General features: G+C 48.1%; 22 protein-coding genes. 4 read left to right on the top strand and 18 right to left on the bottom strand.

Annotated features, from left to right (window positions below):
• Both C6Y40_RS06090 and C6Y40_RS06085 read right to left on the bottom strand, forming a co-directional pair.
• Window positions 1-245 (bottom strand): phage integrase N-terminal SAM-like domain-containing protein (locus tag C6Y40_RS06090; protein WP_170308412.1); only part of this gene is annotated, 245 nt, incomplete at its 3' end.
• Window positions 246-441: 196 nt separating this feature from the next.
• Complete coding sequence (locus C6Y40_RS06085; RefSeq protein WP_105933828.1) at window positions 442-909, bottom strand: DUF3592 domain-containing protein; 468 nt, start codon at window positions 907-909, stop codon at window positions 442-444.
• Window positions 910-1016: 107 nt separating this feature from the next.
• Here C6Y40_RS06085 and ppnP point away from each other — a divergent pair, with 107 nt between their 5' ends.
• A complete protein-coding gene (gene ppnP, locus C6Y40_RS06080) occupies window positions 1017-1301 on the top strand; it encodes a pyrimidine/purine nucleoside phosphorylase (RefSeq protein ID WP_105933827.1) in 285 nt (94 codons plus the stop codon).
• A gap of 69 nt (window positions 1302-1370) precedes the next feature.
• On the opposite strand, the gene C6Y40_RS06075 is transcribed toward ppnP, so the two are convergent.
• From C6Y40_RS06075 to dinB, 3 genes are all read right to left on the bottom strand, one after another.
• The gene (locus tag C6Y40_RS06075) at window positions 1371-2225 is read right to left on the bottom strand and encodes an MBL fold metallo-hydrolase (protein WP_105933826.1); all 855 of its coding nucleotides are present in this window, start codon (window positions 2223-2225) and stop codon (window positions 1371-1373) included.
• Between the two features lie 107 nt (window positions 2226-2332).
• Entirely contained in the window at window positions 2333-2563 is a 231-nt protein-coding gene (locus C6Y40_RS06070) for a DUF1653 domain-containing protein (RefSeq protein WP_105933825.1), read from the bottom strand.
• A gap of 98 nt (window positions 2564-2661) precedes the next feature.
• Complete coding sequence (gene dinB, locus C6Y40_RS06065; RefSeq protein ID WP_105933824.1) at window positions 2662-3741, bottom strand: DNA polymerase IV; 1080 nt, start codon at window positions 3739-3741, stop codon at window positions 2662-2664.
• Between the two features lie 395 nt (window positions 3742-4136).
• Between dinB and C6Y40_RS06060 the strand changes: the two genes are divergently transcribed.
• Window positions 4137-5645: a DUF3360 family protein gene (locus tag C6Y40_RS06060; protein ID WP_105933823.1), complete on the top strand. Its 1509-nt coding sequence runs from the start codon at window positions 4137-4139 to the stop codon at window positions 5643-5645.
• 78 nt (window positions 5646-5723) lie between these two features.
• On the opposite strand, the gene nqrM is transcribed toward C6Y40_RS06060, so the two are convergent.
• The 10 genes from nqrM to C6Y40_RS06010 form a co-directional block, all read right to left on the bottom strand.
• Entirely contained in the window at window positions 5724-5957 is a 234-nt protein-coding gene (nqrM, locus tag C6Y40_RS06055; protein ID WP_105933822.1) for a (Na+)-NQR maturation NqrM, read from the bottom strand.
• A 28-nt stretch (window positions 5958-5985) separates the two neighbouring features.
• A complete protein-coding gene (locus C6Y40_RS06050; protein ID WP_105933821.1) occupies window positions 5986-6990 on the bottom strand; it encodes an FAD:protein FMN transferase in 1005 nt (334 codons plus the stop codon).
• A gap of 105 nt (window positions 6991-7095) precedes the next feature.
• Window positions 7096-8328 (bottom strand): NADH:ubiquinone reductase (Na(+)-transporting) subunit F, encoded by a 1233-nt coding sequence (gene nqrF, locus C6Y40_RS06045; protein WP_105933820.1) that lies wholly within the window; start codon window positions 8326-8328, stop codon window positions 7096-7098.
• A 22-nt stretch (window positions 8329-8350) separates the two neighbouring features.
• Window positions 8351-8959 (bottom strand): NADH:ubiquinone reductase (Na(+)-transporting) subunit E, encoded by a 609-nt coding sequence (gene nqrE / locus C6Y40_RS06040; RefSeq protein WP_105933819.1) that lies wholly within the window; start codon window positions 8957-8959, stop codon window positions 8351-8353.
• A 5-nt stretch (window positions 8960-8964) separates the two neighbouring features.
• Window positions 8965-9597, bottom strand: coding sequence for an NADH:ubiquinone reductase (Na(+)-transporting) subunit D (locus tag C6Y40_RS06035; RefSeq protein ID WP_105933818.1), 633 nt, complete (start codon window positions 9595-9597; stop codon window positions 8965-8967).
• A 12-nt stretch (window positions 9598-9609) separates the two neighbouring features.
• The gene (locus C6Y40_RS06030) at window positions 9610-10368 is read right to left on the bottom strand and encodes a Na(+)-translocating NADH-quinone reductase subunit C (RefSeq protein ID WP_105933817.1); all 759 of its coding nucleotides are present in this window, start codon (window positions 10366-10368) and stop codon (window positions 9610-9612) included.
• Window positions 10358-11560 (bottom strand): NADH:ubiquinone reductase (Na(+)-transporting) subunit B, encoded by a 1203-nt coding sequence (locus C6Y40_RS06025; protein ID WP_105933816.1) that lies wholly within the window; start codon window positions 11558-11560, stop codon window positions 10358-10360. The genes C6Y40_RS06030 and C6Y40_RS06025 overlap by 11 nt, the downstream gene beginning before the upstream one ends.
• 3 nt (window positions 11561-11563) lie before the next feature.
• A complete protein-coding gene (locus C6Y40_RS06020; RefSeq protein ID WP_105933815.1) occupies window positions 11564-12904 on the bottom strand; it encodes a Na(+)-translocating NADH-quinone reductase subunit A in 1341 nt (446 codons plus the stop codon).
• A gap of 534 nt (window positions 12905-13438) precedes the next feature.
• Entirely contained in the window at window positions 13439-14617 is a 1179-nt protein-coding gene (gene fabV, locus C6Y40_RS06015) for an enoyl-ACP reductase FabV (protein WP_105933814.1), read from the bottom strand.
• A gap of 180 nt (window positions 14618-14797) precedes the next feature.
• Window positions 14798-15418 (bottom strand): BamJ family beta-barrel-assembly machinery protein, encoded by a 621-nt coding sequence (locus C6Y40_RS06010; protein ID WP_105933813.1) that lies wholly within the window; start codon window positions 15416-15418, stop codon window positions 14798-14800.
• A 243-nt stretch (window positions 15419-15661) separates the two neighbouring features.
• On the opposite strand from C6Y40_RS06010, the gene ppc reads away from it, so the two are divergent.
• A complete protein-coding gene (ppc, locus tag C6Y40_RS06005) occupies window positions 15662-18283 on the top strand; it encodes a phosphoenolpyruvate carboxylase (RefSeq protein ID WP_105933812.1) in 2622 nt (873 codons plus the stop codon).
• 118 nt (window positions 18284-18401) lie between these two features.
• On the opposite strand, the gene C6Y40_RS06000 is transcribed toward ppc, so the two are convergent.
• Together C6Y40_RS06000 and mdh are read right to left on the bottom strand one after the other, a co-directional pair.
• Window positions 18402-19298, bottom strand: a complete 897-nt coding sequence (locus C6Y40_RS06000; protein WP_146129511.1) for a hypothetical protein — start codon at window positions 19296-19298, stop codon at window positions 18402-18404.
• 222 nt (window positions 19299-19520) lie between these two features.
• Window positions 19521-20459: a malate dehydrogenase gene (gene mdh / locus C6Y40_RS05995; RefSeq protein WP_105933810.1), complete on the bottom strand. Its 939-nt coding sequence runs from the start codon at window positions 20457-20459 to the stop codon at window positions 19521-19523.
• A gap of 338 nt (window positions 20460-20797) precedes the next feature.
• Here mdh and argR point away from each other — a divergent pair, with 338 nt between their 5' ends.
• On the top strand, window positions 20798-21262 hold the full coding sequence (gene argR, locus C6Y40_RS05990) for a transcriptional regulator ArgR (protein WP_105933809.1): 465 nt from the start codon (window positions 20798-20800) through the stop codon (window positions 21260-21262).
• A gap of 108 nt (window positions 21263-21370) precedes the next feature.
• Here the strand turns inward: argR and C6Y40_RS05985 are convergent, their stop codons facing one another.
• Window positions 21371-24580, bottom strand: coding sequence for a TonB-dependent receptor (locus C6Y40_RS05985; RefSeq protein ID WP_105933808.1), 3210 nt, complete (start codon window positions 24578-24580; stop codon window positions 21371-21373).
• Window positions 24581-25051: the final 471 nt, after the last annotated feature.

Genomic DNA, 25051 nt, shown 5'->3' with positions numbered 1-25051 from the left:
AATAAGAACGTTAAACCCGATAACGTGGCATTGATGGTGATGTTAGATGTACCTTGCTCGGCCAATGCGAGTTGGAATTGGCGCAATTCTTCAGCCGTGGCATCCTCTGGCGAGCGTTTCAAAAAGGTAGCGAGTTTCTTCACGCCTCTGATGTAGCCTATTTGCGTTTTAGGACTGAGCCTACGCATGGTCATATCTTCAATCATGCGTTGGCGTATGGGGTTGGATCCTTCAAAGTAACTCATGGTTTCACTCCTGAGTGAATTCAGGGCGACATTGCCCTTCCTTCAGCTTAGAAGCGGAGAACGAGATCAGAATATAATTAATGAGGTGGGGGCGGCACTACTACCGCGGAGCGGTTTAGTCCAACAGCGAATCCCTCTTGTTCAAAGAAAGCACTGCTTACTTCCGCTATTCGCTCATAGCAGACGATAGCCCCTGTCACTTTTCATCTTTTATCGGCTTGTTCCGCCACAAGAACCAGCGCGGGAAGCCAACTAAAAAGCACACAAAGGTTACGTAACCCAGTATGCTCACCATCGGGCTATATAAGGCATAACTCAGCACCTGGGCTTGTGCAGGGTTGCCAGGTGAATAAACAACTGTCAGGGTATCGCCTTCATCGATTAAACCCATACCGGCATAAATATGCCCATTGGCGTATATCTGGTAGGTCTCTCCCGCTACCTGATACTGAACCGTAATCTCATGTAATTCAGACTCACGCAGTGAACCTGTTCCCCGGATTTGCTCTATATAAACCTGCTTATCCATCACAGTACCACTGGCGGAATTACCATTGATAAAACCGGTAAACACGCTGCTGCTTAACAGCAACATGATAAACAGGCAAAGCCAGCCGGTTGCCAGGGTATATTTGAGGTATTTTCTTTTTTGCGCTGTACTCAATATCGTAACCTCCCTGAGTGGTACCGGACTGATCTGACCGGAAATCCCACAATGCGATGGTGAAATACTGTATAGTGATCGCCGTTTTTTAGCTAACAGGAATCAATATGTCTTTAAGTGTAAACAGCTATTTCGACGATAACGTTAAATCTATCGCTTTTGAATCAGCCAACGGCCCGTGTACTTCAGGGGTAATGCTGCCTGGTGAATATGTATTCTCTACCAGTAAAGATGAATTGATGAAAGTTGTTGAAGGTGAGCTGGTTGTTAAACTGCCTGGCGCCGAAGAATTTTTATCATTTAAAACCGGTAGCGAATTTAACGTAGCGGCTAACCAGTCGTTCGACGTTAAAGTGAGCACCACCACTGCTTACCTGTGTTTCTATAGCTAAGGCAGTTATTATCCAGCGAGCCAAATTTGGCTCGCCGGGCGGCACGGCGTGCAGGCTGCACGCCGTTCATTAATACAGTGTTTTAATCCACTTCTCTTCGGTAATAAAGCTCCAGTCCCACTTAGCATATTGTTCTGGTAAGCCCTTCTCTACCGCTTGTACCACTGAAAGTCCGGCTGATTTTTGTTCTTTCACCCAGGTTTTGGTGGCTTTGATCATCGCCAGAAAATTTTCGTAATCCGCTTTGTTTGCCAGCGGGCCATGGCCAGGGATGATTTTAGTTTTGCCATCGATTTTTCCTAGCAGGGTTTCAACCGCCTTAATATACCCCTCTACGGTACCGCCAGCACCTAAGTCGATATAGGGGAAGCGTTCGTTAAAGAACAAATCGCCAGTATGTAACACGTTGGCCTCTTCAAACCACACCACACTGTCGCCATCGGTGTGGCCATTAGCTAAGTGAAACACGGTGAGGATCTCATCGTTGAAGTGGATTTTAATGCCGTCTTCAAATGTCACTACCGGTAAGGCAGCTTTGTCGATGGAGTCATCATTGGCCAGGCGGATACGCACGTTTTCGTGGGCAAAGATGGTGGCCCCTTTATTATCATGGAAAAAAGCATTACTGCCGGTATGGTCGCCATGATAATGGGTGTTGATCACATAGCTTGGTGTGTCAGTTGCAATATCTCCCAATGCAGCACTGATTTTGGGTGCCAGGGGGGCAAACTGATCGTCGATGATTAGTACGCCATCGTCACCGGCAGATACGCCGATATTACCGCCAGCGCCCTGCAGCATGTAAGCACTACCGTTTAGTGGCGTGACACTAATCGAAACATCGGCGAAACGATCCTGAGCTGCACTCTGTGATGCACAAAATAGTAGCGCCGCCCCAAGCGTGCTGGAAATAAGTGTTTTCATTTTATTTGGTTACCTGTCGTTAGCGTATAGTGGTTGGCTGAAATTCCATTCTGCCATTTATAAGCTGTTACAGACAAATAGGTTCACTCAAGGGGCCGGATTGCCAATTATGAAGTGGCTTCGACAGCCTTTTCGCCCAGGAAACGAAAGCGCTCTACGCTGCGGCCGTTTACTTTTACTTCCTCAGTGAACATGGAAAGCGGTCTTACCCACAAGCCTCTTTCACCATAAAGAGGGCGATAAACCACCAGGTGGGTTTCATCTTCTGAGTGTGTTGCCACACCAATCACTTCGTAATTGTTGCCTTTGTAATGTTGGTAAATTCCCGGGCTTATCATTAAATACTTCCTTTAGGTGATGCGCACAGTCAGTTTGTAAGTCTAGTTCAGGATCCATTGCTCTGCTAACTCATCGGCGCAGTTAATCGCCGGCAGATTTAAGACTCCTCAAACGGTAAATCCAACTGTTTGTTTTCGTCTTTCTCTGCCAGGCCTACCTGTAACCCCACCAGCCTTATGCCCCGCCCATTGCTGCGCTGATACGCTTCCTGCAACAAGGGTTTAAAAGCACTGCGGTGAACACTGGGATAGCGGTGTTCTGCTGAAGTCAGCTGAAAATCACTAAACTTGAGTTTTACGCCCAGTGTCCGAATATTAGGAGGCCGGCCACCATTGTGCTTTTGCTGATGGGCGGTGAGTCTTTCCTGCAGTGTAGTATACAACTTATCGATAATTTCATCACACGCCTCTACCGTCTGAATATCTTCGCTTAACGTACGCTCGACGCCTACCGACTTGCGTATTCGGTTGGTCTGCACGGGTCGCTCATCTACGCCATGAGCTCTGTCCCAGATAACCTGGCCAAACTTACCAAAGCGCTTTTGCAACTCTGTCATTGGGTAGGCTCTTACATCTGCGCAGGTATGCAAACCCAGCTGATTGAGCTTTTGCACAGTTACCTGGCCCACCCCGGGGATTTTTTTAAGCGACATAGCTTTAACAAATTCATCCAATTGGTCTGGCGTTACCACACACAGGCCATTGGGTTTGTTTTCGTCGCTGGCAACCTTAGCAACAAACTTACAGGGTGCTACACCGGCTGATGCCGTTAGGTTGAGTTCGCTGGCGATACGCTGGCGGATTTCCTCGGCAATGCGGGTTGCACTCCCCTTAAACAACGACGAGCCGGTAACATCCAGATAGGCTTCATCCAAAGACAAAGGTTCAATCAGGTCGGTGTAGTCAGCAAATATGGCTCGAATCTTTTGTGACTCTTCCTGATAAACGGCCATGCGCCCTTTAACCAGTTTTAAATTAGGGCACAGTTTTAGGGCATAGGCCGACGCCATGGCAGAGCGCACACCAAATTTACGTGCCGGGTAATTGCAGGTAGCTATCACCCCACGGCGCTCGCTGCTGCCACCAATGGCAATAGGAATATTACGCAGCGACGGGTTGTCCCGCATTTCTACTGCTGCGTAAAAGCAATCCATATCCACATGTATTATCTTGCGCATGCCTGCTTCTTTATTTCAGCCTGTTTGGGCAACCGTTTACTTTGGGTCTTCATGGTAGTGAGATGATACTGTATATTTAACCAGCCATCCAGTTTCACTTGCCGCTATTGGCCTGTCTGCGTTTGGCATCTACGACTAATAGCGCATATGGATGTGTTAACAATTTGTTACCGCCAATTCACTGCCTGACGAATTTGTTTAGTACTTTAGACTAGCTACAGACCAATACCTGCGGACAAGCTCACGTTAACATTCTGATTATTCGCGTAAAAACTGACAACACAATTGTAAACAGAGAGATAACAAATAAACAATCAATTAACAAATAAGCCTTTTTATTTTCTCTAGGATGGTGATTCATCCGATTCTCATTACCTTATTTGGAGTCAGTACAAATGAGTAACAGTACAACCGTGGACGGCAAGGCTGATTTGTCCGGGCCAGCCTCATCGCCGCAGTCTTCAGATTACAGCAAAAAACATAAACCCAGCTCCGCCTTTAACAGCAGGGATGAGTACCTTGAGCATGAACTGCAGATCATGTCACCACGGCGCTGGCGACCTAACCTCCCCTTCCGTGACTACCGTTTTGAGTGGGAAGACACCATTCCGGCAATGGCCGGCACTATCGGTAAGGTTGTTATGGTGGGCGCGATTGCGGCGACCTTTGCCGGCCCTTTAGGACTGGGAGACGGCTTCGTGCTGGAGAATGTTCGCTACGAGCTAATCCTGGTCGCTTTCTTCATTGTATTGTTTTCCGGGTTTATCCTGCCAACGGCTAATCTGGCCGGTACCCACGGGCCGTTAATTCCGCTTATTCCTATTGTGGTAGCAGCAGGCGGCCACCCTATGGCGTTTGGTTTGCTGATTGGCGTGTTTGGCTTCTTGCTTGCGGTCAGTAAAGGCGGCAGTCTGCTTGCCCGACTCACCAGTAAAGGGGTGTGCGGCGGCCTGTTACTGTACCTCGGCTTTATTGGCACTACCTCCCAGGTAAAGAAGCTGTTCGCCTGGGCAGAAGGCATCGATATGGCGCATATCGCCTTTATTGTTATTGCCTGTACTATTGTGCTCTATGCCTTGCTGGAGCACTGGAAAAAGCGCTGGTTAGCAGTGCCGCTGAGTTGTTTGCTGGGTGGCGGTATGGCGTTTTTATTGGGCGCGCCGTTTGAGTTTAACACCGCACCAGGTTTTCCTAATATGAGCCCTTCCTACTGGTGGGGTGAGAATACCGGTTGGATGCTCGGCTTACCTACCTTTGAAAGCTTTGTAGTGGTATTACCCTTTGCCGTGCTGGCAGTAGCTATGTGGTCACCGGATTTTCTTGGCCATCAGGTGTTCCAGAAAATCAGCTATCCGTCAAAAACCGAAAAGGTACAAATGAATATCGACGACACCATGGTCAGCGCATCGGCGCGGCAAATGGTTGGCTCCGTGATGGGCGGGGCAAACTTTACTTCCTCGTGGGGCACTTATATTGTGCCAGCCGCCATTGCCAAACGCCCTATTCCCGCAGGCGCGTTGTTAACCGCTCTATTCTGCGTAATTGCCGGTATCTGGGGTTACCCCATGGATTTGGCTATCTGGGAGCCTGTACTGTGCGTGGCTTTGATTGTGGGGGTATTCATTCCACTGCTAGAAGCTGGTATGGAAATGACCCGCGAGGGTAAAACCACTCAATCAGCGGCGATTGTGGTGTTTTCATCAGCGCTGGTTAACCCGGCCTTTGGCTGGTCACTCACTATGCTGCTGGATAACCTTGGCCTCATCGGCTGTAAAGAGCGTAGTGCAGAACTCTCCAGCATGAGCCGTTGGATTGTGCCCGGCATCATGTTTGGCGTGCTGACTACCGTGATGGCCTTGGTAGGGTTGTTGCCAGGTCTGCCAGCCATATTACCCGGTTTTTAATCAGGGTAGCGATTAGCTAACCAAACACAAAAAAGCCCCGCTCAGTATTCACTGGCGGGGCTTTTTAATATCTTACTATTAGATAATACGGTCTTTATCCCACTCTTTTAGCTTTTCCTGGCGGGCCTGTTCTTTCTCCATGCGAGCCTTTTTACGGTCGCAGGGTTCCGGACAATCACAGGCTTTATCGATGCCCAGGGCACCTAAACCGCCACAGCTACCCGAGATACTTTTCTTTTGCATGATGTAGCCAATTGCCATGGCGCTTACCATCACTAAAAAGAAAGCAAAAGCTAATATAAAAGTACTCATTGTTTAACCAACCTCAGCGCTTAGCGCATTAATAAACCGTTACCAGCTCTTCAAAAGCCGGACTGGTATATTCTTCAAAATCCTTGTCTTTACGACGGATAATAAATACCGCAATGTTATTGGCTTCGGCCACTTCGATGGCATCTTCCCATCCCATAACATTAAATGCAGTGGCCAGGCCGTCTGCCGTCATTGACGACTTATGAACTACCGTTACCGCAACTGTATTGTGCTGAATAGGCTTACCGGTGCGCGGATCAATAAGATGTGAATAGCGCGTGCCATCCTGCTCATAGTAATTGCGATAATCGCCCGATGTGGCAATGGCGTTTTCACCTATCGAGACCACTTTTTGCACGGCTCGCTGATTCGACACCGGCTTTTCAATAGCTATCAGCCAGGGTGAGCCGTCGCCCTTTTCGCCTTTAACGCGCATTTCACCACCAATCTCAACCAGGTAGTTATGAATGCCGTTTTCTTCCAGCAGATCGGCGACTACATCCACGCCATAACCTTTGGCTATGGTCGATAAATCGACGTACAGCTGCGGATGGCTTTTCACCAGTGCATTGCCTTGTACCTGCAGTTTATCCAGGCCAACATACTCTCTGACTGCTGCAACATCCGCTTCGCTGGGGATGGTTTCAGGGCGCATGGTTGGGCCAAATCCCCAAAGATTGACCAGCGGTCCTACGGTAACGTCGAGTACGCCGTTGCTCAGCTCTCCTAACCTTAGCGCTTCGTTTACCACCAGTAAGGTTTCACCTGATACCGCAAACGGCTCAGCAAAACGGTATTGGTTAAAACGGGATAGCTCCGAGGTTGGATCGTAGGTCGACATTAACTTGTTAACCTGCACCAGTCGCTTATCAATAGCGCTTTTAATGGCGGCTTCGTCCACACCCGCCACTTCCGGAAACTTCACATTATAGGTCGTTCCCATTGTCTGACCTAAAACATGCTCAACTTTTACCGCTGGCTGCCTGGAGCAGGCAGTCACTAATAAGACCACCATAACCAGCAAAAATTTCATTTGTGTCACTTTCGTCCCCTTTGGACACTACTGTAAATCGGCTTAATTATACAGGCATAATAAAAAAGGGGCTAACAGCCCCTTTTATTATTTTACGCTAATGGCTTAGCCACCGAAGTCATCCAGCAGGATGTTTTCGTCTTCTACGCCCAGGTCTTTCAACATGTTGATAACCGCGGCGTTCATCATAGGTGGTCCACACATGTAGAACTCACAATCTTCTGGTGCAGGGTGGTCTTTCAGGTAGTTTTCCAGCAATACATTGTGGATGAAACCTGTGTAACCGTCCCAGTTGTCTTCTGGCTGAGGATCAGACAGTGCAACGTGCCATTCGAAGTTGTCGTTCTCTTCCTGCAGCATATCGAAATCTTCTACATAGAACATCTCACGCAGTGAACGGGCACCATACCAGAAGCTGATCTTACGGTCAGTCTTAATACGACGTAGCTGGTCGAAGATATGAGAACGCATAGGCGCCATACCAGCACCACCACCAACGAATACCATTTCAGCATCAGTATCTTTAGCGAAGAATTCACCAAACGGACCAGAGATAGTCGCTTTATCACCAGGCTTAAGGCTCCAGATGTAAGATGACATTTTACCAGCCGGCAGGCTCAGGTTATTTGGCGGCGGAGAAGCGATACGCACGTTCAGCATGATAATGCCTTCTTCTTCCGGGTAGTTCGCCATTGAGTAAGCACGAATGGTTTCTTCATCTACTTTTGATTCGATATCGAAGAAGCCAAAGCGCTCCCAGTCACCACGATACTCTTCTGGTACATCAAAGTCTTTGTACTTAACGTGATGCGGTGGAGCTTCGATCTGAATATAACCACCGGCACGGAAAGGTACGCTTTCGCCGTTAGGAATTTTAAGCTTAAGCTCTTTGATGAAGGTTGCTTTGTTATCGTTAGAGATAACTTCACAATCCCACTTCTTAATACCAAAGATTTCTTCTTCCAGCTCGATTTTCATGTCCTGCTTAACAGATACCTGGCAAGACAGACGGCAGCCTTCACGGGCTTCACGCTTAGTGATGTGATCAAGTTCGGTAGGCAGAATTTCACCACCACCTTCTTTTACATCCACACGGCACTGGCCGCATGAACCACCACCACCACATGCAGAGGATACAAAGATACCTGCATCGGCCAGGGCACCCAGCAGTTTACCGCCTGGTGCGGTTTTGATGTCTTTCTCAGGATCATCATTGATTCTGATAGTGACGTCGCCTGATGGTACCAGCTTCGACTTGGCAAACATGATGATGAATACCAGCGCCAGTACGATGACGATAAACATCCCTACGCCAAGAAAAATTTCGATTTGATTCATAGTTTCTGCTCCCTAGCGTCGATTACAGCTGTACACCAGTGAAGGACTGGAAACCCAGCGCCATCAGACCAGCAATCATGAAAACAGAACCCAGACCACGGATACCTTCTGGCATGTCAGCATATTTCAGCTTCTCACGCACAGCAGCCAGTAACACAATAGCCAGAGCCCAACCCATACCACTACCAACACCGTAAACAATACTCTCGGTAAAGTTGTACTCACGCTGTACCGCGAAAGCTACACCACCAAAGATTGCACAGTTAACCGTGATAAGCGGCAGGAAGATACCCAGGGCGTTATAAAGTGCAGGGAAGAACTTATCCAGACTCATTTCCAGGATCTGAACCAGTGCTGCAATAACACCGATAAAGGTCAGGAAGTTCAGGAAGCTCAGGTCCGCATTCTCAAAACCTGCCCAGGCCAATGCACCCGGAGCCAGAATGTTTACATAGATAACCTGGTTAACCGGTACCGAAATACCCAGTACCACGATTACTGCAACACCCAGACCCATAGCTGTTTTTACTTTCTTAGATACGGCCAGAAAAGTACACATACCCAAGAACAGCGATAACGCCATGTTCTCAACAAAAATTGAGCGAACAAATAATGATAAATAATGTTCCACGAAACTTACTCCTTAGGCTCAACTTGTTCCGGGCGAATAGTACGGATAACCCATACCAGACCACCGATTAAGAAGAACGAGCTGAACGGCAGAATCAGCAGACCGTTAGCCTGATACCAGCCACCATTTTGAATCAGTGGCAGGATTTCGAAGCCAAGGATAGTACCGAAACCAAACAACTCTTTAATGATACCCACAACAATCAATACAAATGAGTAACCCAGACCGTTACCGATGCCGTCTAAGAAAGACATCAGCGGCGGGCTCTTCATTGCATAGGCTTCTGCGCGCCCCATTACGATACAGTTGGTTATAATCAGACCAACGAATACCGACAGCTGTTTTGATATCTCATAGGAGTAAGCCTTGAGGATTTGATCCACAACGATTACCAGCGACGCGATGATGGTCATCTGAATGATGATCCGCACGCTGCTTGGGATCTGATTTCGAATTAACGAGATAAACAGGTTAGAGAATGCTACTACGCTGGTCAGAGCCAACGACATTACTAACGCCGTTTCAAGTTTGGTAGTAATCGCAAGTGCAGAACAAATCCCCAGGATTTGTAGTGCAATTGGGTTACTGTCTAAGATCGGTCCAAAGAGGACCTTCTTCATTTCTTTAGTATCAGCCATGATAATAACCCCTTACGAACGCCAGGCTTGTTTTTTAAGGAACGGGCCAAAGCCGTTTTCGCCAACCCAGTACTGAATGGTGTTGTTTACACCATTACTGGTTAGCGTTGCGCCAGACAGCGCATCAACTGCATATGGGTTGTCTTCACCGGCCGCTTTTTTCACTTCCAGTGCAACATCGCCGTCTTTATACAGCTTTTTGCCATCCCACTTTGCCTGCCATTGTGGGTTTTGTACTTCACCACCCAGTCCTGGCGTTTCTTTTTGCTGATAGTAAATCAGCTCACGAACGGTTTTACCGTCTGAGTCAACAGCCAGGAAACCATACATCAGGTCCCACAGGCCGCTGCCGTGAACCGGCAGAATTACCCGGCTAACATCACCGGCGTCATCGCGTACCAGGTAAACTGATGCCACTTCTGCGCGACGTTGAAAACCCACATTGCTGTTTTCAACTTTGATGCTGCTATCCGGCTCTTTAGCCGCTTTATACATATCGTAGTCGTCAGACGGCGCTTCAACAAATTCACCTGTGCTCAGGTCAACAAAGCGCTGTTCAACAAACTCGTTATAAGTTGCCAGGATGTCACCGTTTGCTTGTTCCAGCAGACCCGCCGCTTGCAGGATGTTAGACATCTTGTCTTTCTTAGCATTGGTTTGCTGAATATCACGCAGGCCAACCGCCGCACCTGATACAATAATTGAACAAACTAAACAAACTGCCAGTACAACGCCGACCGTTTTTCCTAAAGATTCTTTTTTAGCCGACACGAGCTATCCTCCGCTTGATATTGCTTTGAGCGACAAAGTAGTCGAATAGTGGCGCCCACAGGTTGGCAAACAGAATTGCCAGCATGACACCCTCTGGGAATGCAGGGTTAAGTACGCGGATCAACACGGTCATAAAGCCGATAAAGAAACCGTACGCCCATTTGCCCTGGTTGGTAAATGACGCAGACACAGGGTCTGTAGCCATAAAGAACATACCAAAGGCCAAACCACCCACTACAAAGTGCCAGTGCGCCGGCATGGCGAACATCGGGTTAGTATCACTGCCAATCAGGTTAAGCAGAGTTGCAAAGAACGCTACACCCAGTGCAACACCGGCTACGATTCGCCAGCTTGCAATACGCATGTAAATAATGAACAGACCGCCCAGCATAATCGCCAGCGCAGAAACTTCACCGGCAGAACCTGGAATGAAGCCCATGAACGCGTCCATCCAAGCGTTGGTGTCGGCATAGTTTAATGAACCTGATGCACCTTCACTCAGTGAAGTCGCACCTGAGTAACCATCTGCAGCAACCCATACGCGGTCACCAGAGATTTGCGCCGGATATGCGAAGTACAGGAACGCACGACCAGAAAGAGCCGGGTTCAGGAAGTTACGGCCGGTACCACCAAAGATTTCTTTCGCGATAACCACACCGAAGGTAATACCCAGAGCAACCTGCCACAGTGGAATAGTTGCTGGCAGTGTTAGTGCAAACAGTACTGAAGTTACGAAGAAGCCTTCGTTTACTTCGTGCTTACGCACTGAGGCAAACAGTACTTCCCAGAAACCACCTACAACGAATGTCGTTGCATAAATAGGCAGCCAGAAACAAGCACCGTAGAACATCAGGCCGAGTGTACCGGCATTTGAAATGTCACCACCTAAGGCAGTAAACAGACCTGCCTGCCAGGCATCAGGTAAGGTACCAGCGCCAGCAGCAATTGCTTCCTGAGCCTGGAAACCAATGTTGTACATACCAAAGAACATGGCTGGGAAGGTAGCCATCCACACCATGATCATGATGCGTTTCAGGTCGATACTGTCACGCACGTGCGTACCAGCTTTGTTTACGTGACCAGGCGTGTAGAAAATAGTCGCGGCTGCTTCATACAGTGCATACCATTTTTCGTACTTTCCACCGGGCTCGAAGTTAGGTTCGATTTTTTCTAAATACGCTTTTAAGCCCATGAATTAACCCTCTTTCTCAATGGTGGTCAAACAATCGCGCAGAATGGAACCATAAGTGTATTTGCCGGGGCACACATAGGTACACAGCGCCAAATCTTCCTCGTCCAGTTCCAGACAGCCCAGTGTTTGAGCACTGTCAGTATCACCGGAAATTAAATCCCGTAATAATAACGTTGGCAGGATATCCAGAGGCATCACACGCTCGTAGTTACCAATTGGCACCATCGAACGCTCTGAGCCGTTGGTGGTAGTAGTCATGTCGAATTGCTTGCTACCACTAAAGTGACCGGTGTAAGCACGGGTTACGGAGTGTTTATCAGAACCAGGTGCTAACCAACCAAACAGAACTTTCTCTTTACCTTCAAGTAACAGAGAAACCTGTAAGTGGAAACGACCTAAGAAGCCGTGTACGCCCTGTGCGGTAGTACCGTTAAGTACTGAACCAGACACTACGCGAACATCACCGTCTTTCTTCTCGCTGGCAGTCAGTTCTGTCAGGTCTGCACCAACAACAGTACGTACCAGGCGAGGATTTTTTGCTGCCGGACCGCCGATTGCCACAACACGGCTGTTGTCCAGTTCACCGCTGGTCAATGTTTTACCAATGGCGATAACGTCCTGGTAATTTACTGTCCATACGGCTTTCTTGGCGCCTACCGGATCCAGGTAATGTACGTGAGTACCAGCCAGACCAGCAGGATGCGGACCATCAAACTCAGCGGTTTCTGCATTGCTGTCGCCAGCAGATACGTTTGCGCCGGCTTTCTTACAAAGATAAACCTTGCCGCCGGATAAGATGCTAAGCGCTTTTAAGCCGTTAGCGAAATCTTCCTGACGCTCAGCGATAATCACCGCTGGATCAGCTGCTAACGGGTTAGTGTCCATCGCGTTAACAAAAATTGAGCTTGGGGTTGACCCCAGTGCCGGAGACTTACTGAACGGGCGTGTACGAAGTGTCGTCCACAGTCCGGTGTCTACCAGTATCTGCTCAAGTTTTTCACGCGCAGTTGAAGTAATCTGGTCAGCAGCAATGGCTTCGAAGGTTTCAGCTTCGTTACCTTCCTGCTTTACAACAACTGATTGTAAAACACGTTTAGCACCACGGTTTACTTCTACCACTTCACCCGCAACCGGAGCAGTAAATTTAACGCCAGGATTCTTTTTATCTTCAAAAATCAGCTGACCTTTCTTTACTTTGTCTCCAACCTGCACGTGCATGGTAGGACGCATACCCACATATTCTTCTCCCAGTATGGCAGCCCGAGACACAGACAGACCATCCTGGATCTGTTGCGTCGGAGCTCCCGATATAGGGAGGTCGAGACCTTTTTTGATTTTTATCATACGTAATCGCACTACTCTAATAGAAATACCCTTTTGAATTTGCTGCGCTCCGGCAAGCCTGCCAACAGAGCCTCAATTCAAAAACGTACTTCATACAAACAGTAAAATTTGGTTGTTTAAAACCGTAACAAAGCTACAAAGCTTCGTTTCCACTTCGCAAAAATTGCAATCCAGCTGAATTGTTATTGTTGTTAGAATGTGTCGTGGTTGTTTAGTGCTAGGCGCTTGCTGTATCGCCTGTTGTCACGACCAGGTGCAGGATCCTGAACAAGGTCCCCCACTTAATTTCGGAATTTTAGCATCAACATAGCAACTTACGCTACGTTGATTAGAGATAAACCGTAATTTTTATCCCAATTATCTGTACAACTAACCTACCACATTAGTCTTATATTTAATCACAGGGGCCACGCTGTCTGGCTTGCAATGCCCGACGCACTGAATATTGTCGACATACCCCTGTGCACTAAAGTATTAACAAAATGCCATAATAAAGCCGTCATAAAGACGGCTTATATTAAATATTGAGTGGTATTACCAATTAACCATAGGATCGACATCGGCGTCGTAATCGACCCCTGACACGTCAAAGCCAAACAGTTTCAGAAACTCATGATGGTAACCAGCATAATCGCTCAGTTCGTGGAAGTTCTCCTGGGTTACCTGATCCCACAGCGCTTTAATTTTGGCCTGGGTCGCATCATTGGTTTCCTTACCGTCCATGCGGTAGCGGCTTTGCTCATCAAGGGTAGCACTGTCACCGTACAGGCACTGTGTATAAAGGCCTGCAATCTGTTCGATACAACCTTCATGCGTGCCTTCTTCTTTCATTACCTTGTAGATTAACGAAATATACAGCGGCATTACCGGAATCGCCGAGCTGGCCTGAGTCACCAATGCCTTAAGTGATGATACATGTGCATCAACCTGTAAATCAGCGTGGTCAGAATTAATTGCCGTGGCGGCACGGTCGAGATCTTCTTTGGCTTTACCAATTGTTGCCGAACCGTAAATTGGCCAGGTCAGTTCCTTACCAATGTAGGTATAAGCAGTAGTTTTACACCCTTGCGCAAGCACGCCTGCATCGGCCAGCGCATTAAGCCATAATTCCCAGTCTTCACCGCCCATTACCTTAACGGTATCGGCAATTTCTTGTTCGGTCGCCGGTTCCAGTGATACTTCGTGAATTTTGTCTTTGTCGGTATCGTAAGTTTTAGTGGTATACGCCTGCCCAACCGGTTTCAGGGTAGACTTGTAAGTTTCACCGGTGGCCGGATCGGTGCGACGAGGCGACGCAAGACTGTAAATCACCAAATCCACCTGACCGAGATCGGCCTTGATTTTGTCGATAACCTGCGCTTTTAATTCGTTCGAGAAAGCATCACCGTTAATGGTTTCGGCATACAGATTGGCAGCCTTCGCCTGCTCATGAAACGCTGCGGTGTTGTACCAGCCGGCAGTCGCCGTTTTACGCTCTGTAGGCGGCTTCTCAAAGCATACGCCCAGAGTGTCGGCACCATAACCGAACGCTGAAGTGATCCGCGACGCCAGGCCATAGCCGGTAGAGCAACCAATAACCAGTACCTTTTTAGGCCCGTCACCGAGCTCGCCAAGACCTTTAATATACTGAACCTGTTCTGCAACAACTGCAGCACAACCCTGTGGATGTGCATTTGTACAAATGAAGCCTCGAATTTTAGGCTTGATAACCATAGTGACTCTATCCTTTCTTATTTTAGCCCGTATTGTAAATGACCGGCGATTGATAACAACTCTGAACAGCTGGAGTAAGCCTAATGTTATTTTCGCCGATTGCAAACTACTCCTCAATGCCCTTAGCTAAAATAGCAAAAAGCCCGCAACCGCGGGCTTTTATGAGCGGCAGCTAATTGCTTAGGCAATTACGTCGAGCAGCTCGATATCAAATACCAGCGTGCTGTAAGGTGCAATGGCGCCACCTGCGCCCTGCTCACCGTATGCCAGGTTGTGCGGAACATATAAACGCCACTTAGACCCGACCGGCATAATTTGCAGCGCTTCGGTCCAGCCTTTGATTACGCCACCTACCGGGAATTCTGCCGGCTGGCCACGGTCGTAAGAGCTGTCGAACACAGAGCCGTCGATCAACGTGCCGTGGTAATGAGCGCGAATAGTGCTCTCTGCAGTAGGTACTTCACCGTTGCCGGCACTCACTACTTCGTACTGCAGACCAGACTCAGTTACCTGAACTTCTTCACGCTTAGCGTTTTCAGCCAGGAACTTTTCGCCTTCTTCAATCGCTGCTTTATGTTGCTCAGCTTTAGCTGCCTGCATACGCTCATGGATTTCACCAAACGCGGCACGCAGAGCGTCGTTGTCAACCTGTGGAGCCTGACCAGTGAATGCGTCTTTTAACCCTGCTACAACAGAGTCCAGATCCAGTCCGTCAAATGGATTTGATTGTAATTGCTGACCCATTTGGAAACCAATTCCGTAACTAGCCTGGGTTTCTACTGTTTTAAATAAATCTGACACAGTGTCTCCTGAAATAAAATTACACTTTTTGCGCAATTATTAATCAAAACCCGTAGTATTCTGAAAATTTTTATTACGCTTCGATTTTTCGCTGGCGTAGTGTAACACACCCAGATAATCCGTGCCCGCGACATTGTTCCGACCGGTTTGAAGAGCCCGTTTCAAGGGGCTGTTAGATAAAAAGCTATTAGACAATTTAATTAAGAGACAGTATGTTGATAGCACTGTTTTTTGGAGGACGCCATGCAATCACATTATGACGCGCAGTTGAAAGATACTGTTCGCTATTTGGGAAAAACGCTGGGACAAACAATCAAAGCTCAGCTGGGAAATGACTGGTTAGAGAAAATAGAGAAAGTTCGCCTTGACGGTCGCGCATCGTTTAAGGGTGATACAGATTCCAGTGAAAATCTGAAAGAAACTTTCAAAACCATGTCCGACAGCGAATTACTGGTAGTAGCCAGAGCATTCGCTCAGTTTCTCAACCTGGGCAATATCGCCGAGCAGGAATACAACGCCGGTCTGGATGTCGACGCATCCATCGACTCACTTTTTTCACATCTCGATAAGGCTGAACTGAGCGCACTGGAAGTGGAAGAAGCGGTAGCAAAACTGGATATTGATCTGGTGCTTACAGCTCACCCTACCGAAGTATTCCGTCGTACCCTTATTCATAAGCATAAAGAGTTAGCTTACTGCTTAAAGAGCATCCACCACGAGCAATTAAGTGATACCGAGCGTAACCGTCTGGAAACCCGTATCGCCGATTTAATCAGCCAGGCCTGGCACACCGAAGAGATTCGTTCGGTACGCCCTACCCCGGTTGACGAAGCACGCTGGGGCTTCTCAGTTATCGAAAACTCACTGTGGGATGCGGTTCCTGAGTTTCTGCGCGATTTGGATGAGCGCTTACAGCACGATTACAACGTTAAACTGCCAATCGATGCAGCCCCCATTCACTTTAGTTCGTGGATGGGCGGCGACCGTGACGGTAACCCGTTCGTTACTGCCAAGGTCACCGAAGAAGTACTGCTGCTGGCTCGTCGCCGTGCCGCTAAACTGCTGACCATCGATCTTGATCGTCTGCAGGTAGAGCTGTCGATGAACGACTGCAACGACGAACTGAAAGACGCCGTGGGCGAGCAATATGAGCCGTACCGCGCCTTATTACGCCCGCTGGTAAAACGTTGTGCAGATACCCGCGACGGTATTTACGATTTCTTCAACGGTCGTCCGTACGATTCCAGCGAGTGGATTGCGTCTAACGATGAACTGTTAGAGCCACTGCTGATGTGCTACCGCTCACTCTGCGAGTCGGGCCTGGAAGTTACTGCTAACGGCATGCTGCTCGACACGATTCGCCGCGTTAAGTGTTTTGGCGTGCATTTATTACGCCTTGACGTACGTCAGGATTCTCAGCGTCATGCTGATGTACTGAGCGAAGTAACCCGTTACCTCGGATTAGGTGACTATGCGCACTGGAGCGAGGCCGACAAACAAGCCTTCCTGCTCCGCGAGTTAAGCTCCAAGCGCCCACTGTTCCCGCGTTGTTGGGAACCTTCAGAAGATGTGAAGGAAGTGCTGGACACCTGTAAGGTGATTGCCAGCCACAGTAAGCATGGCTTTGGCATCTATACCATTTCCATGGCGAGTGAAGCGTCTGATGTGATGGCCGTACAGTTACTGCTGCAGGAAATGGGCGTTGACTGGCCAATGCCGGTAGCACCACTGTTTGAAACCCTGGACGATTTGAATAACTCACCTATCGTGATGCGTAAACTGCTGAGCATCGACTGGTATCGTGGTTATATTCAGGGTAAGCAGTTCGTCATGATTGGTTATTCTGACTCAGCCAAAGATGCTGGCGCCATTGCCGCAGGCTGGGCACAGTACGAGTCTCAGGAAGCGCTGGTTGCGCTGGCTGAGGAGTTCGACATTAAGCTGACCCTGTTCCATGGTCGCGGCGGTACAATTGGCCGGGGCGGCTTACCAGCACATGCCGCTATCCACTCGCAACCTCCGGGTTCACTGGACGGCGGTTTCCGGGTCACCGAACAGGGTGAAACCATCCGTTATAAGTTTGGTATGCCATTACTGGCTAAACGCAGCCTGGGTATTTACACCAGTGCGATTATAGAAGCCATGTTGTTCCCACCACCGGCTCCTAAAGACGAGTGGCGTGAACTGATGAAAGCCATGGCCGCTAAGGGTCGTGATTTCTATCGTGGCGTAGTTCGTCAGGATCCGGAATTTGTGCCTTATTTCAGAGTGGCTACACCTGAGCAGGAACTGGGTAAATTACCGTTAGGTAGTCGTCCCGCCAAACGTAAGCCAACTGGCGGTATCGAAAGCCTGCGTGCGATTCCATGGATTTTTGCCTGGGCGCAAACCCGTCTGGTACTACCTGCCTGGTTAGGCAGCATGAAAGCCATTGAAGCGGTTCGCCAGGAAGGTAACCACGAGAAGCTTCAGGAAATGCGTGAGAACTGGCCTTTCTTCCAGTCGCGTTTATCTATGCTTGATATGGTCTTCCAAAAAGCCGATCCACGGATCAGTGCAGAATACGATGACCGACTGGTACCCGATGAACTGAAGCACTTTGGTGAAGGTTTGCGCGCGGAGCTACAGGAAGCTATCAAGCTACAGCTGGATATCAACGGCCAGGCTGACATTATGGAAGCCGATCCACAGGGTAAAGAGTCGATGAATATTCGTGCTCAGTACCTTGAGCCTCTGCACTTCCTGCAAATCGAGTTGTTATCGCGTCTGCGTCAGTTAGATGAAGACGAGCACGATGCCACGTTGGATAAAGCCATGATGGTGGCCATCAGTGGTATTGCTATCGGTATGCGTAATACCGGCTAGCTCTTACAAGCAAAAATTGTTTGAAAAACCGCAGTTTACAAAGAGTAAATGAGGATTTTGAAAGCTGTTTTGCGCAGTAGTTTGTAACAAAAAACCACGCTTCGGCGTGGTTTTTTTATTACAACGATCTCAGGTAAGCAACACCTTCATGCAGGGCCTGATGCGAGTCCGGCGGGGTATGCTTTAAATGCGCATCAATATAAACCTGTTGATGATATAGCTTACGTAAGTGAGTATTTACCTCTTCCAAAAACGCCAAAGTTAGGGGTGTCTTTGTACACATAATATGCCCGGTGCGGATCGCTGTATTGTTGGCAATCGGCGTACTTTTAAATGATACTCCTGCAAAGTTTGCCGCTTCACGATGAATATCATAGGGATAAGCGAGAATGTAATTTCCGTGGCCTCTGGCAAGCATTCTGATGTCAGCATCATACTGATTGCTGCCCCAGCGCGTATATTTTGCAGCATCGGGTAACTGCCTTATCTGCGCATCCAGAACAGACCCGTAAGAACGCCCTTTCAGCACAATCAATTGGTGGTTTTCCCGCTGCGAAAATAGCGCCGAAAGACTAAGTAGTTCACCTTTATCATTGAGTACCTCAGCCGGAACCGCTGGCGTCTCATTTGTTTGATAAAGGCGGTGTGAGAGTAAAAAATCGACTGGCAGGCTAAAGGTAAATGCCGCTTCCCGTGCAGGACTTTTTAGCATTAACACGCTGCAGGCCGACTCGGAGTCAAAGTCCAGTGAATTGATTCGGCTGATCACATCCAGCCGGATTGTGGGCACAAAGCCCATTTGGCTAAACAATGCCCTGTAAACGTCGGCAGCTAAACCGGGCTCGGTATTCGCCTGGTCTCTGAAAGCATCGTAAAACGTTGAGCTATGGGTTACGAAGTCAATGTTGTGCCAGGGTTGCGACGGCGCCTGCTGTGCACCAGCATTAGCACAGGCTATACCGTTACAGCTCAGAAACACAGCAAGGCTCAACGCCATTCTTGTAACGAACTTCACCCCACCACCCTTTTATACTGCAAAATACCGATAGTGCTTAGCCGGGTAAGAGAATCACTGTCTGCCCGACTCATTAGCAAGCGGCGGATACCAATCCGCCTCTCGCCTAGTATAAATCAACGCCGATAGTTCGCCACATAAATGATGATTTTGTGAACACTACTTTAGGACATAAAAAAACCGGCTACGAGAGCCGGTTTCTTAAATAACGTAAGAGGACGCTTAGCCGTTTACGAAGTCAACACCCAGTTTGATGTCGCCGCGCAGGCCTTCCAGCATATCTTCTTTGGCTTTTTGTTCAAAAGCGCTCAGTTCGCCGTAAGACAGGATTTCTTCTACACCGTTTGGACCTAAACGTACAGGGTGAGAGAAGAACGCTGCGTCGTCGCTGTCGTCGGTTTGTACGTAAGTGTACTCAACCACGTTGTCGCCTTGCATAGCAGCAACCAGAGACAGACAGAAGCGCGCTGCCGCCTGACCCATAGACAAGGTAGCAGAACCGCCGCCCGCTTTAGCTTCAACGACTTCAGTACCGGCATTTTGAATGCGGGTAGTCAGTGAAGAAATCTCATCGTCAGAGAACTCTACGCCTTCAACCTGAGACAGCAGTGGCAGAATAGTAGTACCAGAGTGGCCGCCGATTACCGGTACATGCGTATTTGCAGGGTCCAGATCTTTCAGTTCAGCAACAAACGTCTCGGCACGGATAACATCGAGAGTGGTTACACCAAACAGTTTGTTCTTGTCGTAAACGCCTTTTGCTTTCAGCGTTTCGGCAGCGATTGCTACGGTGGTGTTAACCGGGTTAGTAATGATACAGGTACATGCAGAAGGACAGTTATCTGCAATACCTTCAACCAGCGCCTTCACGATACCAGCGTTGATGTTGAACAGGTCTGAACGGTCCATACCAGGCTTACGAGGAACACCTGCTGGAATTAATACTACATCACAACCGGTTAATGCTTCAGCCAGATCGTCTTTACCGTGACCGGTAACCTTAACTGCAGTAGGGATGTGGCTTAAATCTACAGCAACACCAGGAACAACCGGCGCAACGTCGTACAAAGCTAACTCAGAACCCGCTGGCAGTTGTGTTTTTAACAACAGTGACAGCGCCTGACCAATACCACCGGCAGCACCTAACACGGCTACTTTCATACCATTTCTCCTATGGAAAGAATCACGTTTAATAACGGCCGAACACACTAAAGGATGTCAGCCTAAAACTCAATCACCTATTAGTCTTATGAGGGATGAACGAGCGAATAATCGGGTTATATTCAACATAACTGCATAGTTATGCAAATATGTTGTTTTTTCATGCAAAACAAGGCAAAATAACTGGTTTTATACAGTTAGGGTAAGAATAATCATACCGGCCTGAACCCTTCGCGAGTCATAGTATACACCAAGCCGACGGGTAAGCCGAATCGATTAACCATTATTGCATAGCCACCAAGGCTACCATCACGATACTAATAAACGTCAGGATTTTAATGGCAAATCATAAGCAGGAAGAGCTCGTCAGAGCATTCAAAGACATCCTCAAGGCAGAAAGTTACGGTTCTCAGGGCGAAATTGTTGAAGGACTCAAACATCAGGGCTTCAACAATATCAGCCAAAGTAAAATATCCCGCATGCTAAGTAAATTTGGCGCGGTGCGCACCCGCAATGCCCGTGGCGACATGGTGTACTGCCTGCCGCCGGAACTGGGCATGCCAACGGCTAAAAGCCCACTCAAGCAGTTGGTACTGGATATTGTCCATAATAATGTGATGGTAATTATCCGCACCAGTCCGGGGGCTGCTCAGCTCATCGCGCGTTTGCTGGATTCACTAAGTAAAAAAGACGGTGTGCTGGGTACCATTGCCGGTGATGACACCATTTTTATTGCGCCGGCCGATGTTACTAAAATCGAAAACCTGCGCCAGCGTGTAGAGGACTTATTCGACAACGTGTAGCGTCAGCACGCGCATAGCGTTGCAATCTTTTGCCTTCACGCGCATTTCCAGACATAAAAAAACCACCCTCGCGGGTGGTTTTTTCGTTTAGGTATAAAGACTTAACTATTAGAAGTCGTACTTAACACCGAACTGAACTTGCCATACTGATTGAGACAGTACTTCTAAGTTCTCGATACGGCTTGGGCTTCTCAGGTCGAAGTATTCGTACTGGCCGTCAACGATTTGAGCAGATACTACTGCACGCTCATACTCGTAACGGGTACGCTCAATACGACCCCAGTCGTCATTTAACAGGTTACCGAAGTTCTCGATATCGAAGAACACGGTCAGCTTATGCTCTGGCATAAATGCTGGCAGTTCTTGTTGGATACGGACGTCGATAATTGTTGACCAACGAGAGTTGTCACCGTTACGTGGGGCAATGCCGCCAGCGTAGCCAGCTAACTCAGAGTTAGCGATGTAATCCATAAACTCTTGTTGCGCGGCAAGGTCACCACCAAATGAGCTGGCTGCGAACAATGGATCGTCCAGACCAGATGGTACATACAACAGGTGACCGGCATCATCGTTACGGCTCTCACGAGCACAACGACCACCATCGGCATCTAGCACACACGCGTTGTTTTCGTTAAAGGTATAGCTGTAAGGCTGACCAGAACGACGAGTCGCAAATACCGATACTTTGGTTTGATAACCGTCGATCAGCTCTTTGCTCCAGTTAAAGCGCATTTTCCACAGATGCTCGGTCTGGAAGTTTGACGTACCAGCGCGAGGCTTCTGACGGTCATAGGCCGCGAAGTCAGAGTAGTTAGAGGTTGCAGTAGAAGACGTACCGTAACCAACATCTTCAACATCTGCGTAAGTGTAGCTGGTGAAGAAATCAAACGTACCGTATGCTGTATCCCACTCGTTGGTCGCAGACACTGCGTAAAGCATTGAGTCGCCATCATCAACTGAACCTACAACCAGTGCTTCCGGACCATTGCTACAGTCGTAAACACCGCGGCCGTCTGGCGCTGTACCCACTGGGTCTTCACAGCGTTGATCGTACCAATACGTGGCATTTTCAAGCTTGTTGTACAATACGTCAGCAGAGAATACCCAGCCTTCAAGCGCATCAATCTGCGGCTCGTGTGCAACACCTAAGCTTACTTTAGTGGTTACCGGGATTTCGAAGTCAGGACGCAGTGCGTTAACTGAACCATCCGGAGCGGTATTCGCCAGGGCATCCAGCACGTCTTGTGGGATGTACTGACCAGTCGCTGCATCTGGCGTGGTTGGAACCTGGTAAGTCATACCAGAACCAAAATCTTCGTAGTCATCAGAGATAACACCGTCATTAGAGTAGCTGTTTGAAATCCAAACGCTTGGTGCACCACCAGAGAAGCGACCAATACCACCACGTACAGTAGTGTAATCACCCGCAAACCATTCGAATGAGATACGTGGCAAAATCACGTCCAGGCCGTCGATGTCGGTACTGTTGGTGAAACCGTAACGGTCGATGAAGTTTTGGTTTTCACGGATTTCGCCGCTTGACTCATACCAGTCATAACGCAGACCAAAATCAACGGTCAGGTCAGCAGAAGCTGCCCATGAATCCTGAATGTAAACAGAGTTAGATGCATAACCCCAGATTGCACGCAGATCATCTTCGTTGTTAGTCACAGCGTTGTTGTACAGCAATGCAGAGGCCTGAGCGTTTTGCAGGTCTTCCAGGCTGTCGAACAGGTATGAACCTTCAGAGTTTTGCGAGAACTGGTTGTTCACGTCTACGTCTTCGCGCTCAAAACCCGCTTTGATGATGTGATCATCCATCGAGTAAATAGCAACGGCTTTAATTTGCAGGAAGTCCTGGTCAAGCGAGTTGCCGTGACGATAACGGTCCGGACCGATTGTCAGGTAGTTCTCTTCACCGTCTACTTCGCGCAGGAATACTGCAAAGTTAGGGAACTCACCGCCATTTAACGGATCCTGACCAGTCGCCTGAGTAGTGCTGGCAATTTTCAACTGAGTCGAGAAATTCGCTGTCCAGTCTGAGAACAGGTGACCGATGAAGCTTTCGATTTTTTCTGAACGGTCATACCACGCAGAAGAAGCGCCCAGGATGTTGTCAGAAGCCAGGAAGTTATTACCGTTCTGTTCATTAATTGAGTTACCTTCGGTTCTCATATAAGTGAACTTTGCACGGTGATCGTTGTTGATGTTCCAGTCGATGTTCGCCAGAACTTTCTCGTCTTCTTCAGGACCTTTGTTAAAGTCACCGATATCGAAGCCCCAAACGTTAGAAACGATTTCGCCAACCGCTGCTACGTCATCCATAGAGATGTCTGGCTCTTCGTTCAGCGCGCCAGAACCAGTAGGTCCGTTACGCAGAGGAGCAACTGCTTCAAACTTGTCGTAAGCAACAAAGAAGAACAATTTGTCTTTGATGATTGGACCGCCTAATGTGGCTACGAAAGTTTCTTCTTCAAAGATGAAGTCGAATTCGTCGTCGCCATTCTGGTCGCCGATCATTGAGTCGTCAGTGTAGTAATAACCTACAGAGCCGTGAAATTCGTTAGTACCAGACTTGGTTACCGCGTTGATAGTACCACCGGTGAAACCGTTGTATTCAACGTCAAACGGTGCAGTCTGAATAGACAGTGATTCAATCGCATCGTAAGAAATAGGTGAACGTTGAGTAGGGTAACCGTTAGCGTTCAGACCAAAACGGTCGTTTAACGCAACACCATCAACAGTCAGTGAGTTAAAACGGCTGTTCGCACCAGCGATTGACAGCTCTTTCGCGCCACCGCTTTGCACGTTAACCGATGCAAACGGGTCAAGCTGAGCTGCATCAGTAATGTCACGGTCGATTGACGTAACTTCGCTTAACGCTTCCAGGCCAAGACTAGTGCTCAGACCTTCGTTTGAGTAACCCGCCGCAGCGCGAGTACCCGTTACCACAATAACTTCTGAACTTTCTGAAGTTTCTACAGTCACAGGAAGAGAGAAGGTTTGGTCAAGAGACAGATAAACGTTATCTACCTGAGTAGTAACAAAGCCATCGCCTTTAATGGTAATCGTGTATGGACCACCAACACGTAAACCACGCGCTGAGAACGAACCGTTAGAGGTAGTTGTTGCTGTTGACACAGTACCTGATGGTTCGTGCTTGATGGTAACAGTAGCGCCAGAGAAGTTGGCACCGGCTTCGCTAACAACACTACCACGGATCGACGATGTCGTTTCCTGTGCTATAGCTGCTGTAGATAAGCCTACAGACATCGCTACCGCGAGGGCAATGCGATTAAACTTAGATTTTGTCATCATTAGTGTGTTTCCCATTTATATTCATTAGGCGTTTGTCTCACCCCCGTAAACAAGAGTTAATACAGCAACCGTTTGCTTCCGGCAGTAAAATCAATTTGGTTCGGCCACCTTGCCGTTTTATCGGTGACATTCCATTTTTCTGAAACAGCGTAAATCGGGCCGAGATTGTTCATTATTATTGTTTCAGCAATATGACAAATTCGCTCTGGTTGAACTACTTAAAAAGTTGACAACGCTTATTATTTTTATATTTTCCTGAACGAACGGTCAGTTAATTACCGTAATTATTAGAACTCCCGGCCCTGCTCACAAGCCCAGCTATATTCTTCGCATAACCACAATGAATAAACAGCGTTTAAGCAAATTCAAAGTTACTTAATGAATAATTCATTTTTTCAGTCACTTACACTCTCAAAATAAACTTACTTATTGCATTAAATAAGTTTAACTGTTCAAATTGGACAAATAAGT

The sequence above is a fragment of the Marisediminitalea alba genome (genome assembly GCF_002993365.1).
GTDB classification, from domain to species: Bacteria; Pseudomonadota; Gammaproteobacteria; order Enterobacterales; family Alteromonadaceae; genus Alteromonas; species Alteromonas alba.
This window is presented reverse-complemented; position numbering and strand designations above follow the sequence as displayed.

Bases quoted from the DNA above. Each gene is read 5' to 3' on its own strand.
- fabV (WP_105933814.1), bottom strand. From the start codon at position 14,617: ATGGTTATCAAGCCTAAAATTCGAGGCTTCATTTGTACAAATGCACAT.
- C6Y40_RS06035 (WP_105933818.1), bottom strand. From the start codon at position 9,597: ATGGCTGATACTAAAGAAATGAAGAAGGTCCTCTTTGGACCGATCTTA.
- ppnP (WP_105933827.1), top strand. From the start codon at position 1,017: ATGTCTTTAAGTGTAAACAGCTATTTCGACGATAACGTTAAATCTATC.
- C6Y40_RS06075 (WP_105933826.1), bottom strand. From the start codon at position 2,225: ATGAAAACACTTATTTCCAGCACGCTTGGGGCGGCGCTACTATTTTGT.
- C6Y40_RS06070 (WP_105933825.1), bottom strand. From the start codon at position 2,563: ATGATAAGCCCGGGAATTTACCAACATTACAAAGGCAACAATTACGAA.
- argR (WP_105933809.1), top strand. From the start codon at position 20,798: ATGGCAAATCATAAGCAGGAAGAGCTCGTCAGAGCATTCAAAGACATC.
- C6Y40_RS05985 (WP_105933808.1), bottom strand. From the start codon at position 24,580: ATGATGACAAAATCTAAGTTTAATCGCATTGCCCTCGCGGTAGCGATG.
- mdh (WP_105933810.1), bottom strand. From the start codon at position 20,459: ATGAAAGTAGCCGTGTTAGGTGCTGCCGGTGGTATTGGTCAGGCGCTG.
- ppc (WP_105933812.1), top strand. From the start codon at position 15,662: ATGCAATCACATTATGACGCGCAGTTGAAAGATACTGTTCGCTATTTG.
- C6Y40_RS06025 (WP_105933816.1), bottom strand. From the start codon at position 11,560: ATGGGCTTAAAAGCGTATTTAGAAAAAATCGAACCTAACTTCGAGCCC.
- C6Y40_RS06020 (WP_105933815.1), bottom strand. From the start codon at position 12,904: ATGATAAAAATCAAAAAAGGTCTCGACCTCCCTATATCGGGAGCTCCG.
- nqrM (WP_105933822.1), bottom strand. From the start codon at position 5,957: ATGAGTACTTTTATATTAGCTTTTGCTTTCTTTTTAGTGATGGTAAGC.
- C6Y40_RS06060 (WP_105933823.1), top strand. From the start codon at position 4,137: ATGAGTAACAGTACAACCGTGGACGGCAAGGCTGATTTGTCCGGGCCA.
- nqrF (WP_105933820.1), bottom strand. From the start codon at position 8,328: ATGAATCAAATCGAAATTTTTCTTGGCGTAGGGATGTTTATCGTCATC.
- dinB (WP_105933824.1), bottom strand. From the start codon at position 3,741: ATGCGCAAGATAATACATGTGGATATGGATTGCTTTTACGCAGCAGTA.
- C6Y40_RS06050 (WP_105933821.1), bottom strand. From the start codon at position 6,990: ATGAAATTTTTGCTGGTTATGGTGGTCTTATTAGTGACTGCCTGCTCC.